Annotated in this window: 14 protein-coding genes; 10 read left to right on the top strand and 4 right to left on the bottom strand. The window is 37.9% G+C overall.

What is annotated here, in order from left to right:
• The first annotated feature begins 92 nt into the window (after positions 1-92).
• The 3 genes from I6F44_RS12105 (at position 93) to I6F44_RS12095 (ending at position 3428) form a co-directional block, all read left to right on the top strand.
• The gene (locus I6F44_RS12105; protein WP_024605807.1) at positions 93-1106 is read left to right on the top strand and encodes an AraC family transcriptional regulator; all 1014 of its coding nucleotides are present in this window, start codon (positions 93-95) and stop codon (positions 1104-1106) included.
• A gap of 92 nt (positions 1107-1198) precedes the next feature.
• Positions 1199-1972, top strand: a complete 774-nt coding sequence (locus tag I6F44_RS12100) for a substrate-binding periplasmic protein (protein ID WP_197173841.1) — start codon at positions 1199-1201, stop codon at positions 1970-1972.
• Between the two features lie 358 nt (positions 1973-2330).
• Complete coding sequence (locus tag I6F44_RS12095; protein WP_121955074.1) at positions 2331-3428, top strand: polysaccharide lyase family 7 protein; 1098 nt, start codon at positions 2331-2333, stop codon at positions 3426-3428.
• Here the strand turns inward: I6F44_RS12095 and I6F44_RS12090 are convergent, their stop codons facing one another.
• Positions 3429-3830, bottom strand: coding sequence for a nucleotide triphosphate diphosphatase NUDT15 (locus tag I6F44_RS12090; RefSeq protein WP_024589726.1), 402 nt, complete (start codon positions 3828-3830; stop codon positions 3429-3431).
• Positions 3831-4016: 186 nt separating this feature from the next.
• Between I6F44_RS12090 and I6F44_RS12085 the strand changes: the two genes are divergently transcribed.
• The 4 genes from I6F44_RS12085 (at position 4017) to I6F44_RS12070 (ending at position 8510) form a co-directional block, all read left to right on the top strand.
• On the top strand, positions 4017-5900 hold the full coding sequence (locus I6F44_RS12085; protein WP_121955075.1) for a propionyl-CoA synthetase: 1884 nt from the start codon (positions 4017-4019) through the stop codon (positions 5898-5900).
• A 135-nt stretch (positions 5901-6035) separates the two neighbouring features.
• Positions 6036-7118, top strand: coding sequence for a methyl-accepting chemotaxis protein (locus tag I6F44_RS12080; protein WP_121955076.1), 1083 nt, complete (start codon positions 6036-6038; stop codon positions 7116-7118).
• Positions 7119-7237: 119 nt separating this feature from the next.
• Positions 7238-8095 carry an MBL fold metallo-hydrolase gene (locus I6F44_RS12075; RefSeq protein ID WP_197173840.1) on the top strand — a complete coding sequence of 286 codons (858 nt, stop codon included), beginning with the start codon at positions 7238-7240 and terminating at the stop codon, positions 8093-8095.
• Positions 8096-8276: 181 nt separating this feature from the next.
• Positions 8277-8510: a hypothetical protein gene (locus tag I6F44_RS12070; protein ID WP_121955078.1), complete on the top strand. Its 234-nt coding sequence runs from the start codon at positions 8277-8279 to the stop codon at positions 8508-8510.
• Between the two features lie 541 nt (positions 8511-9051).
• Here the strand turns inward: I6F44_RS12070 and I6F44_RS12065 are convergent.
• From I6F44_RS12065 to I6F44_RS12055, 3 genes are all read right to left on the bottom strand, one after another.
• Entirely contained in the window at positions 9052-10290 is a 1239-nt protein-coding gene (locus tag I6F44_RS12065) for a tetratricopeptide repeat-containing diguanylate cyclase (protein ID WP_197173839.1), read from the bottom strand.
• 104 nt (positions 10291-10394) lie between these two features.
• Complete coding sequence (locus I6F44_RS12060) at positions 10395-10883, bottom strand: hypothetical protein (protein ID WP_197173838.1); 489 nt, start codon at positions 10881-10883, stop codon at positions 10395-10397.
• A gap of 144 nt (positions 10884-11027) precedes the next feature.
• Positions 11028-11945, bottom strand: a complete 918-nt coding sequence (locus I6F44_RS12055; protein WP_197102782.1) for a LysR family transcriptional regulator — start codon at positions 11943-11945, stop codon at positions 11028-11030.
• 80 nt (positions 11946-12025) lie between these two features.
• Between I6F44_RS12055 and I6F44_RS12050 the strand changes: the two genes are divergently transcribed.
• The 3 genes from I6F44_RS12050 to I6F44_RS12040 all read left to right on the top strand — a co-directional run bounded on the left by I6F44_RS12050 (position 12026) and on the right by I6F44_RS12040 (position 14945).
• Positions 12026-13165: an alkene reductase gene (locus tag I6F44_RS12050; protein ID WP_197173837.1), complete on the top strand. Its 1140-nt coding sequence runs from the start codon at positions 12026-12028 to the stop codon at positions 13163-13165.
• A 378-nt stretch (positions 13166-13543) separates the two neighbouring features.
• Positions 13544-13801, top strand: a complete 258-nt coding sequence (locus I6F44_RS12045; protein WP_197173836.1) for a hypothetical protein — start codon at positions 13544-13546, stop codon at positions 13799-13801.
• A gap of 379 nt (positions 13802-14180) precedes the next feature.
• Positions 14181-14945: a DUF6515 family protein gene (locus I6F44_RS12040; RefSeq protein ID WP_024589716.1), complete on the top strand. Its 765-nt coding sequence runs from the start codon at positions 14181-14183 to the stop codon at positions 14943-14945.
• Positions 14946-14972: the final 27 nt, after the last annotated feature.

Raw genomic sequence — 14972 nt, 5'->3', positions numbered from 1 at the left:
CAGCAAGAGGTTATTAGGCATTCAACTAGCATATAAAAATTTAACGTGGCAAACTTGCTAATACACGACTATTTTTTAGCTTTAGATGACAAATGCACACATTGGCTGATCATTACTTTTCAAGTATTCTTGATTACTTACAAGCGCAAGGCATTAGTACTAAAACGGCTTTGCACGCTATTAGCTTTGACGAATTTAGTAATCAGCGTACCCATCAATTAGCGCCGCGTATTAGTTTAAATAGTTACAATGCCTTATTAGTTTATGGCAAAAAAACACTTAACGATCCTCTTTTTGGTTTTACCCTAGGTCAGCAAATTCGCACTGCTGACTACGGCGTTTTAGGTTACTTAATTGAATCAAGCGATAACTTAAGCAGTGCCATTAAAGCATTGTTAAGCTACGACAGCTTGGTGGCTGATATTGGTAAAGCCAAGTTTGAACTAAATACTGATACAGCAACTATTCGTTGGATTGCTCACCAAAGTTGTAATGAGCATGTTGTTTTACGAAACATGACCGCGTGGGTAAGTGTGATTCGCCAGTTAATAAATTTAACGCTTTCGCCAAGTAGTATTAGTTTCACTTATAATTGGTTGCCATCACAAAGGCGCGCCCTTGAATCATGGTTTAAATGCCCTGTAAAAAGCAGTGCTGAATATAATCAAATTAGCTTTCCGAGCGATTATTTAACGCTGCCCTTTAAAACCGATAACGCCATTATTAATTCTACTTTTAAGCAATTGTCAGAGCAGCAACTCTCTAACTTTAAAAGCCAGCAGTGTATTGATGATAAAGTTAATCAGTTACTTACAGCTAAAACTACCTTGCAAAACTGCAACCTAATAGGCATAGCTGATGCGCTTAATTTAACACCCCGAACGCTACAACGACGCTTAAAACAACAAGACTTAACCTTTGCTCAGCTACTTGAAAAAGAACGTAAAAAACGTGCAGATACATTAATAGCCAGCATGCCACTTGCTGATTTATCTAATATTTTAGGATTTAAAGATCAAAGCTCTTTTAATCGAGCTTTTTTACGCTGGCATAAATGCTCGCCATTACAATTTATAAAATACAAAACAGCAAGTACAGCCAAGTAAATGCAAATTATTTACGTTATATAAACATAATATATATATGTTTTAGTTAATACTCTCTACACTAGGTGTATTATTGCTTTAAAAGATTTTTTATGTTTTTGCGTATTTTATTAAGTGCTTTTGTATTTATTTTATATAGCCCCCTGTGTAACGCCGATTCGGTTACTTTTATAGCTGAAGACCTTCCTCCTTATCACTTTAAAAATCAGCAAGGTGAAGTAAGCGGCGCTTTAGTCGACATTGCCAAAGCAGTTGTGAAGCAAACAAACTTAACCGCTAATTTTGAAATAATGCCTATGGCCCGCGTTTTTAAGGAGCATAAAACAAATACCAACGCCATAATGTTGTCTTTGTTAAAAACCCCAGAGCGGATTAATAAATATACATGGTTAGGCGAAGTGTATTTTGCAGATGCTTATTTAATTAGCTTAAAAAGCCATGTAGATGAAGTTGTTCACTTAAATTTTGCTAAAGAGTATAAAGTAGCAACCATTCGTGGCTACCTGAGCGAAGCCTACTTAAAGCAAAAAGGCTTTACCGAAAATAACAACTTAATACTGGTCAGTTACTATAATCAACTTTGGCAAATGCTTTATAAAAACCGAATCGACTTTGTAGTAACTAATACACTTACACTTAATAACGAGCTAAAAAGCCTAGGACTCGATCCTAGCCTAATAACAAAACGAATTCATTTAAGCGATCTTCCCTCCTCACTTAATTTTGCAGCAAGTAATCAACTTAATCCTACAACAGCTAAAGCACTCTCTGACGCATTAAGTAGTATTAAAGAAAATGGTGAATACCATGCCATTTTAAACAAGTGGCAACTTTTATTACCAAACACGACTAACATACAGCACTAACCATAGTTAAAGCCCGACATTAGTTATTGGCAGTGGTTATTTAGTTATTTGCTAAACGCGGCAAAGCAAACTACAAAATTAAAAATCTCCTCCCCCCCAAAAAATAGACTACACATTAGCGCCAAAATCTACGTTAAACATCACTAAATGAAGAGCCAAGCACATAAAAAATACATACCGCAAACACTTCCATAAAAGCCGTTAAAAAACACCTAAACCAAATTGGTATAACAAAAAATCATTTAAAAAATATTTAATTTTACTAATTGGTAAGTTTTAATTGTTAAATTGGTATGCTAGATTGAGATTAAGCGATGCCTGTACCGCACAATTTTTACTTCATCACACAGAGACAATAATGATAAAAAATACATCCACATTTAAACTTACGGCTTTAGCCGTTATCACCCCTTTACTTTTTACCGCTTGTTCAAGTACCCAAAGCACTAATCAGCAAAGCGATGCGCCGGTACCTGCAACAAAGTTTGATTTATCACACTGGAAAATAAATGTACCAGTAGATTTAAACAACGACGGTAAAATTGATGAAATAGATGTAGAAGAAATTCAGACTTACGCACACCCTGATTTTTTCTATCTTGATGGTAAAGGCTACATGGTATTTACCTCCCCTAATAAAGCGCTTACAAGTGCTAACTCTACTAATACCCGTAGTGAACTTAGACAAATGATCCGTGGATCAAATACTAAAATTAAAACTAAACACTCTAAAAACAACTTTGCTTTGGCTGTTCACCCGCTATCTGACCGATTTGGCTCCGTTGGTGGAAAAATGGAAGCAACGTTAAAAGTAGATCACGTTGCGCTACGTGCGACTGATCCTGATAAAAAAGCAGCTTACTCGGTTGTTGTAGGGCAAATTCACGCAGGTAAAGATCAAGCACTTATTGATACCAAGCTTGGTTATGGCTGGGGCAATGAGCCACTTAAAATATATTACAAAAAATGGCCAGGACATAAAACAGGCTCAGTTTTTTGGAACTACGAACGTAACTTAGCTAAAACGAATCCTGACCGTACAGACATTACTTACCCTGTTTGGGGTAATACATGGGAAAACCCTAACGAGCCAGGCGGTGCCGGTATTGCACTAGGTGAAGAATTTAGCTACACGGTAAATGTGTATAAAAATGTTATGCACCTTACATTTAGCGCACAAGGCAAAGAAGACGTTAACTACTCTATTAACTTAGGTAATAACGTAGATGCTTATGGCAAAGTGGACGAAAAAGATCATCCACATGGCTACGCAGCAGATTGGCATTACTTTAAAGCAGGCGCTTATAACCAATGTAGTACTAAAAGCGCGAAAGGTATTTGGTACCCAGGTTGTTTAGGTACTGGCGATTGGTCTACAGATAAACAAAATGGCGATTACGCTCAAGTAAGCTTTAGTAAACTAGAGTTAAGCCCAGCGACACCGCCAACAAAATAACTAGGCTAGTACAGCCTCAGATAAGTAATTTTTTAGTGATGTAAACAGTGGCGTTGGTAGATTATTAATATCGCACCAGCGCCACTTTAAACATTTATTAGGCTCTTTAAGCTCAGGCTCTCCGCCTTCAAAGTCAGCTTTTACATACAGCGTAATATAGTGCTTGTTCTCTGCTGTAAAAATATCATTGGTAAAATCAAGCTTAGTAATTTTACTTACCTTTAAACCAGTTTCTTCAAACACTTCTCGTATTGCACATTGCTCAACACTTTCACCAAACTCTAAATGTCCACCAGGTGTTGCCCATGTATTAGCACCATGCGCGCCAATGCGCTCACCTAGTAAAATTGTGTTTTGATGCTTTATGATAACCGCCACACCAACTCTTACTACGTTACTCATATCGTATTTTCTCTTATTTTTACTGCCCGCCATGCTGAACCACACGCTTTGTATTGTCAATTTTGTATTTTTAAAACCAGTGTGTTGATTAACTTTTAACCGACCAAGGTCGAATAGCTTGCTTGCTAAAAAAAGCCTACATTTTGTAAGGTCTCTCACACACAAATTTAGTTTTAGGAGCCTTACATGTCAGGCGAATATCAACAGCAATATAATGCCTTTAAGCAAAACCCAGCCCAATTTTGGCTCGAACAAAGTAAAAATATTCCGTGGTATAAAACCCCCTCAAAAGCATACACACAAGACGACGACGGGCTTTATCATTGGTTTAGTGACGGGCAATTAAACACCAGTTTTTTAGCACTAGACCAACACGTTATTGCCGGATTTGGCGAGCAAACAGCACTTATTTACGACTCCCCAGTCACTAATACAAAGCAAACTTATAGCTACTCACAACTACAACAAGAAGTTGCTAAATTTGCAGGCGTAATACAATCGTTAGGTGTTACAAAAGGCGACCGCGTTGTTATTTATATGCCAATGATCCCACAGGCGGTTATTGGTATGTTGGCGTGCGCTCGCCTTGGTGCTATTCATTCGGTGGTATTTGGTGGGTTTGCTGCACACGAATTAGCAGTACGCATTGATGATGCCAAGCCCAAACTTATACTTAGCGCCTCATGCGGTGTTGAAGTAAACAGCATTATTGAATACAAACCACTTATTGATAACGCAATAGACTTAGCTACGCACAAAGTAGAACACTGCGTTATTTATCAGCGTCCACAAGTCAGGGCCACTCTTAAGCCTAAACGAGACATAGATTGGACTCAGGCAATGCAAACGGCTGCAAGCGCAGATCCGGTACCTGTAAATGGTAGTGATCCGCTTTATATTTTATATACCTCAGGCACGACAGGCACACCCAAAGGCGTAGTGCGCGAAAATGGTGGTCACGCAGTGGCAATGCAATACAGCATGGAAACCGTTTATGGTATGAAGCCCGGCGACGTATTTTGGGCAGCGTCTGACATTGGCTGGGTAGTTGGGCACTCTTATATAGTTTACGCGCCGCTAATGTATCGCTGCGCGACCGTATTATATGAAGGTAAACCGGTTAAAACGCCCGATGCCAGTGCATTTTGGCGCGTGGTTGAAGAATATAAAGTAAATGCATTATTTAGTGCCCCCACTGCATTTAGAGCGATTAAAAAAGAAGACCCAAATGCCGATGGTTTTAATCAATACGATACCTCTAGCTTAAAACGTTTGTTTTTAGCAGGCGAGCGGTTAGATCCTCCCACTTACGAGTGGCTTAAAGAAAAAACCAAACTGCCAGTGCTCGATCATTGGTGGCAAACCGAAACCGGCTGGGCTATTGCTTGTAACCCTGTAGGGCTTGAGTACTTAGCAACAAAACCTGGCAGCTCTACCGTGCCTACTCCAGGTTTTGACGTGCGAATATTAGATATGGATGGCAATGAATGCGCAGCTAACGAGCAAGGCGCCGTGGTAATTAAACTGCCACTTCCACCGGGTTGCCTACCAACAATTTGGCAAGATACCCCGCGCTTTAAAGCAGGCTATTTAACGCAGTACCCTGGCTATTATCTTTCAGGCGACGGCGGCTACCTAGATGAAGATGGGTACTTATTTATAATGGGACGCACCGATGATGTAATTAACGTAGCAGGCCATAGACTTTCTACCGGTGAAATGGAAGAAATAGTAGCCGCACACCCTGCTGTTGCTGAGTGCGCCGTGTTTGGGATAACCGACACACTAAAAGGCCAACTACCAATGGCAATGATCGTGCTTAAAAATGACTTTATGGGCTCAAGTACCGATGTAGAGCAAGAACTTATACAAACCGTAAGAAACCAAATAGGCGCTATAGCGTGCCTTAAAACCATTATTAGCGTAGAGCGATTACCCAAAACACGCTCAGGTAAAATACTGCGTAAAAATTTACGCCAACTAATTGATGGCGACAAACTGCAAATTCCTTCAACCATAGACGATGCAGGTATTTTTGAAGAAATAAACCAACAAATTTCACTGCGTTGATCCAACAAGTTCTCGTGAAGCCATTTTAAAAAATGGCTTTTTTTTGTATAAAAATAAGATAATTACAAATATTTAAAGTAAAGTATTAATAGCAACTATAATAAAAATATACCCATAACATTTTAGGAACTATGAATGTTTGTTTTAAGTAAAAAGTATCTATCGGCTAAAAATGATAACGAAGAACTTGCAAAAAAAATTGCAGAATTAACTGCTCATAACGAACTCTTAGCACAAGAAAACAAACACTTAGAACAACAATTAAGCTTTACTCAAACCGAAAATGATGAACAATTTACCGAAAATTTACTTTCAAGTTCTATAGATTGCATAAGCCAAATTGAAGGTGTCCGCCAAACTGTGCTTGAGTCTTACTCAACCATTGAGCAAGAAAGCCAAGTTAGCTATAAAATAAATGACCTTTTAAATAACTCAAACGAATCATTAATACATATAGCCAGCGAGATGGAACTTATGACCCATAAAATGGGTAGCATGAGTGAAAATATATCTGGCCTTTCAAGCCTTGCAGGTAGTATAAACACCTTTGTATCGACCATTTCAAAAATATCTGATCAAACAAATTTATTAGCATTAAATGCAGCCATTGAGGCAGCTCGAGCAGGCGAAGCTGGTAGAGGCTTTAGCGTGGTAGCTGATGAAGTACGAGTACTGGCAACTAACACCAATAAATCAGCTCAAGAGGTTGCAGATCTTGTTAAAGAAATAATAGAAAAAACAGATGTAACCGTTAATTCAGCCGACGATATACAAAAAAACAATGCACAGCTTTCAAGTAATTTTGAATCACTAAATAGCGATTACGCATCCATTATTAGTTTTTGCACAAACATGAAGAACACTATATCGCAGGCTTCTATTCGCTCATTTATTCAAACCGTTAAGTTAGATCATATTGTATGGAAAGGTGAGGTTTATGCGGTTGCTAATGGCAAAAGCAATAAATCGGTAGACGATTTCACCAATCACACTATGTGCCGCTTAGGTAAGTGGTATAAGTCTGATGACTCTAATGAATACAAATCGTTAAATGCATTCAAACAAATAGATAAACCGCATAGCGAAGTACATAAAAACGGCGTACAAGCGCTACAACTAATTAAGCAAGGCAAAAAAGTAGAAGCAGTTAAACATATACACTTAATGGAATCAGCCAGTGAGCAAGTAATACATTTACTCGATCAGCTAGTTCGTTAAAACCATTAACGGGTTAAGTTAGTCTTAACCCGCAATCTTTCCTATAAAAAATTGAAATTTTTTACTTATTGGCACTTTCTTACTTAACTAACCTATAAAAACGTTAAACAGGAATGTGCATGTCTCGCTTATTACAAACACTAATCGCTACCAGCCTATTACTTATTGGTTTTATGGCTCAAAGTTACGAAATTGAAGACTTAGGCGATGGCCTCCACCGCTTTATAGATGACAGACATCGCTCAGTATTTTTAATCACTCCTGAGGGTGCAGTTGTTACCGACCCGCTTAATAAAAAAGCAGCCACCTGGTTAAACAATCAAATTAAAACTCGCTTTAACGTACCGGTAAAATACGTAATTTATAGCCATAATCACAGCGATCATATTTACGGCGCCGAGGTATTTAAAAGCCCGCACACCACGTTTGTAGCACATAAACTTACCGCGCAAGATATTAAAAACACACAAATGAACACGGTCATGCCCACTCTTACCTTTGATGATGAGCTGACTCTTAATTTAGGTGGTTCATCGGTAAAGCTAAATTACCATGGTCCAAACGATGGGCGGGGTTCGGTTAGTATATTATTCGAAAAGCAAAAAACGTTGTTTGTAGTTGATTGGATTGTTATTGGCAGAATGCCGTGGCAAAAACTCTGGAGTTACGATATTCAGGGCATGATTAACTCAACCCAAGCGGTACTCAAATACGACTTTAATACTTTTGTAGGTGGACATGCCGATATTGGCAGCAAGGCTGATGTAGCGCGTTACTTAAGTTATATAGAGCTTTTATATAGCCAAGTAACAGCAGGCATTTTAGCAGGCAATACGCTTGACGAAATTAAACAAAATGTAAAGTTAGACCAATTTAGTGACTTTAAACAGTTTGGTGCATGGTTACCACTTAACATAGAAGGCGTGTACGAGCGTTTAATGGAAGAGTCTGGTATGGGTTGGCGCAGCGATTTATAGGTTTTTTAGGCCTTACTTTTTTGTGCAAATCTAATATTCAAATACAAAGGCATTAGCTTTAAATGCGCTATTGCCTTAGTGAACATTAGCAACATTTACACTCCACTTACGTTTATTGACAGCACTATACAAAAAAAGATTTATCTTAAAGCTTATACAAAGCCAAAGAGGATAAATACCTATGAACTTATCTTTAAAAATTATTAGCGTAGCAGCAATAGCATTTACCATGAGTGGCTGCACTGTATATCAACATAGTCCCAGTGCGCATAAACCACATAAAAAAGCAGTTAAAGTAGTTACGCCTGTTTTAGTAACTGAGCACAACTCTCCAAGCATTGTGATCGTAAAAGCCAAGCCCACAAAACAAGCCTGCACTAAACATGATGATCATTGGCATTGCAGGGCTCGCTAACAGATACTTTGCTAAGTAAATCACTAAGTTTTTATATTCTCAGCGTTAAATTAAATATTTTTGAATGTAAAAAAACCGCGCTAAAGCTTTTTTAAAAGTGCCTTAGCGCGGTTTTTATATTTCAAATCTAAGTATTAAAAAAGCTCGTTAACTAAAATCGACCAGCACTTCATGATGCCCTAGCATGTCGCTTACTTGATATACTCATCGTGCCATTTTATTATTTTTTTGCTTAACTCCAGCCCTAAACCGCAGCCAATATTGGCAGGCCTGTTTGTGTTATGAGTCGCGTGTTGCATATCAGCTTGTGCGCTGTATTTACTTATAGAGATCTCGCTGTGCAATATGCCATTATCTTGATAGCTTGGCTGGCTGCTACATGCAGCAAGTGTGCAAGTAAAAAACCGGTTGAGTGCTTTTTAAAATAAACCATTTAATTATGCCTAATTCGTACCATTACATTAAGTGAATTAGCTTGCTATATTTTTCAATAATAAATAAAAATTACTAGCCGTTTAACAGCTCAGTAATTATTTAATTATTAAACCATTACTTTATTACGACCTGCATTTTTAGCTGCGTATAATTTTTCATCAGCTCGTCGAGATGCATCTTTTGGGGCTTCGCCCGCTTTAACTTCTACTACACCAATACTTACTGTTGATTTTATATGGAGTGAGGTATGAGTAACATTCTCAATATTTTCGCGTATACGCTGGGCAACTTCATGCGCAAAACTAAGTGCTGTATTAGGTAAAACAACTAAAAATTCTTCTCCGCCGACCCTACCTGCGCAATCTGTTTGACGAATGTTTTTTTCTATAAATTTAACAGTAGAGATAATAACTTCATCGCCAATATCATGTCCGTATGTATCGTTTACTTGTTTAAAGTGGTCTATATCAATAACAATTAATGAACACGCGCTTCCTAAGAACTCGCTTTTTTTAATCGCGTTGTATTTAAATGCAAATATTGCTCTACGATTAGCGATGTCTGTTAATTCGTCTTTTAATGCAAGTGTTTTGAATCGCTGTTTATGCTGAGTTTGTTTATAAGTTATGTAAGCTAAAATCAATATTAACCCAATAGAAAATAGCAACGATGCGATTTGCCAAAATGCTTTTTCATTAGCTAAATTTAATAACTGCTCTTTTACCTCTGACGATTCTTTTAGCCTTGTTATTTCTCGTTTTTGCTGTTCCCAATCAAATGCTAAACGTTGAGAAAGTAATGTATTATCTGCAATTTCTTGCACTTTTTTATCTGCGATTTTTAATAACTCTCTTTGAGCTAAGGCTTCTTGCTGATAATTACTTTTTTGCACTGCTAATTCACGCTTAAATTCTAAAAAACGAGTTAAAGAGTCAACTGACCATACTTGAGAACTATTTTGTTCAAAATCTAAATAAAGAAGTTCTGCTTCATCTAGGCGGCCCTTTTTAATTAACCACTCAGCTGTTGTTATTGATTGAATAAATTTAATCCACTCACTATTTAGCGTTAAATCCCTAGCTTGATTTAAGTATTGTTTAGCCTCTTGCAGCTCATTTAATTGAATATTTATTTGTGCGATTTTAAAGAGTAGGTAAGCACTCCCTTCATCGTCTTCATACTTAATAACGGCTGGGAGTATACTGTTGTACAGCATTATCGCTTTTTGGTAATTACCTTGGGCTTCATAAGCTTGGGCTAGGATATCTGTGGCTATGTACCACTCTTGCTCATTGTAATTTGTCAGCTCATTAATCGCTCTTTGTAATTGTTCTTCAGCCAGCAAAAAATTGTGAAGATCGGCATGAATAAGCCCTATCTCTTTAAGTATGAGCGCTTTGTCGTAAGAAAAGCCGCCTTGTTCAAAGGAATTATAAGCTTGCTGAAATGCTAAAAAAGCTTGCTGATACGAGCCTTGCGAACGAAAATCCTTCCTAAAATTAAGTTAGCTGTCGCATGTTGGTAATAAAGTTCTGGATTTTTAGAGGTGTCACTAATAACATTTTTGGTCATTGAAGTGGCCGCACTTACTTTTCCTTGTTGGTATAAATTAAATGCCTGGCATGTTTGTAAATCGAGTTTTAATTTAGGGGAGTCAGCTTTTTTGATTGCTTGATTAGCATCTGACAGTAAATCATTTAATGCTATATGATTCTTGTCATTTTGGGGGTCATAAAACCAACACTTTACAGTTTTAACTCGAGCAGTATCGAGCACTGAAGGATAAGGTAGGTTGCGCTCTAACTTATCCATAAGCCCACGACTTTGATTACTCGTTAAATGACCACTTAGTATTTTTTCAACATCTTCTTTTACTGCGTTAGCCAAAGTGCCGAAACAAAGTAGACAGCAAAAAACACCAAAAAATAACTTAAACATTTAGCTTTATAATTCCTTTACCGCACTTAAAACACAATTGAAGGACACTGCAATTAGCTGACGACAATCTTTAATAACCATCGTTAATTATGGTAACAGTATTTGCTTTAATACTTACATTAATACTTGCATTAAAGTTTACTGTTATAGGTTTTGCAGCTGCTCTATCAACCATTTATGGATTGGGCTGTTATTGGTACGCGGATGCCATGCGGCTATTACTTTAAATGTAGGAGGCAGAGCTTCTATTTTTAGCTGTTTAACTTTGCTGTTTGGTAATAATCTTGATGGGTAAAACGCTAGCATATCAGTAGTATGTAAAATATCGGGCACTGCTGAAAAACTCGGTACCGACATTACAATATTACGTTTTAGCCCTTGGCTTTCAAACCACCGATCGTGCGATCCGCGCAAATTAGCGCGCGATGGCGACACCACTAGCTGTGAATGCTTTGCAAATTGCGCCAAACTCAAAGGTTCAGTGTAAGTAGTATTACCTATACCGGTAATACACAAATGCTGTTCTTCAAACAAAGTGATATAAGAAAGATTGTCGGGTATAAATTCTGGAAAGCTAATCAATAAATCAAGCTCGCCTGCCGTTATAAGTTGATTAACGTTGTCAGACGCAAAGTCGCGCACAATCAGCTTTAAACCTGGCGCTTCGCGGCGGGTAATATTAAATAATTGCGGCAATAAAGCCTGCGTGGCGTAGTCGGTTGCGCTTATGGTAAACACACCTTTATAAGTTTGCGGACTAAACAGCTCGGGCTCTAGTAACGATTCTAATTGCTTTAAAATATGATTAACAGGCGCCTTGAGTCCTTGCGCTTTAGGAGTAGCAACCATGTTATTACCTTGGCGAATAAACAAGCGATCGTCAAATAAGTCTCGTAGTTTTCGTAGTTGCTCACTAATAGCTTGTTGCGTTAACCCCATTTTCTTGGCTACTTGCGAAAGATTTTGCAGTTCTAATAAGCTACTGAGTACTCTTAACTGTTTTATATCGAGCCGACTAATACCATTCATAATTGTATGCTGCACAAAAAAGTGTTGTTTCAAATTGTATCCTTAAATCTCTATGCTGCCAATGTTGCTTAACCACTATTTAAGCCTTTGTTTGCTTTATAAGAGAATTTAAAATGAAATCAGAATTAGTTAATACCGCCCCTTTATTCTCATCAATTGAGCTTGGCCCTTTTACACTTAAAAACCGTATTGTGATGCCACCTCTTACTCGCTCTCGCAGCACTCAGCCTGGCAATATTCCTAATGAATTAATGGCTGAGTATTATGCGCAGCGGGCATCGGCTGGTTTTATGGTTACCGAAGGCACACAAATAGAACCTCGTGGACAAGGTTACGCTTGGACCCCAGGTATTCACTCGCAAGCACAAATTGAAGGCTGGAAAAAAGTAACACATGCAGTACATACTAAAGGCGGTGTTATTTTTGCTCAGCTTTGGCATGTAGGGCGCGTATCGCACGCCACACTACAACCAAATTCAGGTAAACCGGTTGGCCCTTCAGATATTATTGCTGACAACGTAAAAGTATTTATTGAAACCGCACCTGGTGAAGGCGCATTGGCTGACCCAAGTGCCCCCCGTGCACTAAGTACTACTGAGGTTGGCGAGCTGGTAAACATGTATGCGCAAGCTGCACGTAATGCTCTAGAAGCAGGCTTTGATGGCGTAGAGCTTCATTGTGCTAACGGGTATTTAGTTAATCAGTTTATTTCTGAACATACTAATAACCGTGACGATCAATACGGTGGAACGCTTAGTAATCGCCTGCGCTTTTTAAAAGAGATAGTTGAAGCGGTAAGTGACGTTGTAGGCTCTGATCGTTTAGGTGTTCGCTTTGCTCCTTTATTTGAAAGCACAGATGAAACACGAGTGTATCTAGGACTTGTAGAATCAAACCCTCATCATACTTATGTACAAGCCGTTAAAGTGCTTGAGCAAGCTGGCATTGCTTACTTATCAATAGCGGAAGCTGATTGGGAAAATGCTCCTGATTTACCACAAGAATTTTATAAAGCAGTACGAGCTGAATTTTCAGGTCGCATTATTTATGCTGGTAAATACACAGTAGAAAAAGCGGTACGTATTTTAGGTGAAGGTTACGGTGACTTATTTGCATTTGGTCGCCCATTTATAGCTAACCCTGATTTACCAGAGCGTATAGCGAATAATTGGACGTTTAACGAGGCCGATGCAGCCACTATGTATGGCGGTACTGAAGTCGGTTATAGCGATTATCCTTTTTATCAAAAGTAGTCAACCTAAACGATATATGGAATTGGTATAGAACCAATACGGTTTTATACCAGGTAGCTTAATTAAGCTACCTGTTTTGAGGTAAGAAAACGGTGTTGATAACACTGCTGAATTTGTTATTAGTTGTTCTCGACAATTGCTCTTTCATTTCTCTACCTTCTGCATTTATGCAGCCATATATCAGTCATTTTTTAATAGAGTGAGCGTTAGATTTAATCTCTCAAATTGATTAAGTATTACTGCGAATTGGTATTAGCGTCAAGAACAGTAAAGATAAGTAAAAGGGTGTAAAGCCTCTCTACAGTTGCCCTTACATGCAGTTGGCATTCAGTTTCAAACGTCAATACTAGCCATGTTAACCACAAACGAGGCAATATTATGAAACTTACATTTATACTACCTGCACTATTAGTTATTGGCACTTTATCTAGTTCTGCATTTGCAGCACCACATGATAGATATACAAAGCAAGAATATAAAAAGGTTCAGCTAAAACGAGAACTGAAAAAAATTAACCAAACTAAGGTAATCAAGTATGTTCCAGTTAAAGTTGTTAAAAGAAACGTTAATAACACAGCATTTGTTAAAGTTAATACCATAACGTATCACCCAAACCTTAAATTTATTAAAAGATAGATGCGTACTTTAAAATATAAAGTCATGTTTGCGGCAATAAACAACGTGCCGCAAACTTAGCTTTTTACACCATTTAAACTCTATTATTGGTATTTTCCCATCTAAAAATGCACGGAAATAACGTTTTCTAAGCACAACAAAAAAGTCCAAATATATAATTTAATAGCAGTATTATTAAAATATCTCTCGTAATAACCCCCCTTAAAAAGAACAGAATTACCCTTAAAAATCGTCAAAAACTAGATATTATGTCAAGAACCGTCAGTAAAATGTAAAAAGCTGTAAGCATAGCTCCGTTTGCTGTTGTATGTCAGTTAACATTCAGTTTGAACCGCTAGTATTGAACCCAGTTATGTAAAAACATAAACGAGGCAATACTATGAAACTTACTTTTTTACTACCTGCACTGCTCGCCATTGGCGCAGTATCAGGCTCTGCGCTTGGAGCACAAAACGAGCGAGAGAATGATAAAAGCTTTAAACGTGACCACGACAAACGTGTTGAATATAAACGCGATGAACGCCGCCATGAAAAAAAGCAGCGTATTGAGCATAAAAAAGAAAAACGAGAAGACCGTAAGCAAGAAAAACGTAAACTTGCTAAGTACAAGCAGGAAAAGCGTGAACAATACCGCTACAACCAGCGCAAATATAACTACTTAACAAACCATAATAATTCAGTCGCTTACAGACAAAATCGATTTATAAACCATTTACCACGCAATAGCGCATCGATTAGATTTAATGGTATTTCGTTTACGTTTAACGACGGCCTTTACTACCGTAAAGCTAAAAGAGGCTACCATGTAGTTACGCCACCTAGAGGCCTGCGTATAAATACGCTACCAAGAAATTACAGGCATTTTAAGCATCACAATACCACCTACTACACATATCAAAACGTGTATTACGTCGCAAATAATGACGGTTATACAGTGGTTGATGAGCCACCAACCCGTCTTAATCAGGCAATAAAAGTGGGGAATGTGAATGATTATAGCTTGGGCCAAACTTACGATTCATTGCCTCAAGCAGCGCAGGCCGTAATAATTAACTCGCAGCAGTATTTTAAATACGGCGATATTTATTTTTTACCGCAAATAAGTGGTGACGACATAAAATACCTTGCTATAAAGCTAGGTTAAATCCGCTATAAATTAAAAGGCTTTGCT

This window comes from Pseudoalteromonas sp. NZS11_1 (assembly GCF_015864275.1).
In the GTDB taxonomy this organism is placed as follows: Bacteria; Pseudomonadota; Gammaproteobacteria; order Enterobacterales; family Alteromonadaceae; genus Pseudoalteromonas; species Pseudoalteromonas arctica.
Note: the sequence above shows the minus strand (reverse complement) of the source record. Positions and strands in the feature narration are given on the sequence as shown.

What these genes read in the sequence shown, in the direction of transcription:
- I6F44_RS12060 (WP_197173838.1), bottom strand. Translation starts at nt 10,883, where the DNA reads ATGTTTAAGTTATTTTTTGGTGTTTTTTGCTGTCTACTTTGTTTCGGC.
- I6F44_RS12075 (WP_197173840.1), top strand. Translation starts at nt 7,238, where the DNA reads ATGTCTCGCTTATTACAAACACTAATCGCTACCAGCCTATTACTTATT.
- I6F44_RS12085 (WP_121955075.1), top strand. Translation starts at nt 4,017, where the DNA reads ATGTCAGGCGAATATCAACAGCAATATAATGCCTTTAAGCAAAACCCA.
- I6F44_RS12095 (WP_121955074.1), top strand. Translation starts at nt 2,331, where the DNA reads ATGATAAAAAATACATCCACATTTAAACTTACGGCTTTAGCCGTTATC.
- I6F44_RS12070 (WP_121955078.1), top strand. Translation starts at nt 8,277, where the DNA reads ATGAACTTATCTTTAAAAATTATTAGCGTAGCAGCAATAGCATTTACC.
- I6F44_RS12045 (WP_197173836.1), top strand. Translation starts at nt 13,544, where the DNA reads ATGAAACTTACATTTATACTACCTGCACTATTAGTTATTGGCACTTTA.
- I6F44_RS12080 (WP_121955076.1), top strand. Translation starts at nt 6,036, where the DNA reads ATGTTTGTTTTAAGTAAAAAGTATCTATCGGCTAAAAATGATAACGAA.
- I6F44_RS12090 (WP_024589726.1), bottom strand. Translation starts at nt 3,830, where the DNA reads ATGAGTAACGTAGTAAGAGTTGGTGTGGCGGTTATCATAAAGCATCAA.
- I6F44_RS12100 (WP_197173841.1), top strand. Translation starts at nt 1,199, where the DNA reads ATGTTTTTGCGTATTTTATTAAGTGCTTTTGTATTTATTTTATATAGC.
- I6F44_RS12050 (WP_197173837.1), top strand. Translation starts at nt 12,026, where the DNA reads ATGAAATCAGAATTAGTTAATACCGCCCCTTTATTCTCATCAATTGAG.
- I6F44_RS12105 (WP_024605807.1), top strand. Translation starts at nt 93, where the DNA reads ATGCACACATTGGCTGATCATTACTTTTCAAGTATTCTTGATTACTTA.
- I6F44_RS12040 (WP_024589716.1), top strand. Translation starts at nt 14,181, where the DNA reads ATGAAACTTACTTTTTTACTACCTGCACTGCTCGCCATTGGCGCAGTA.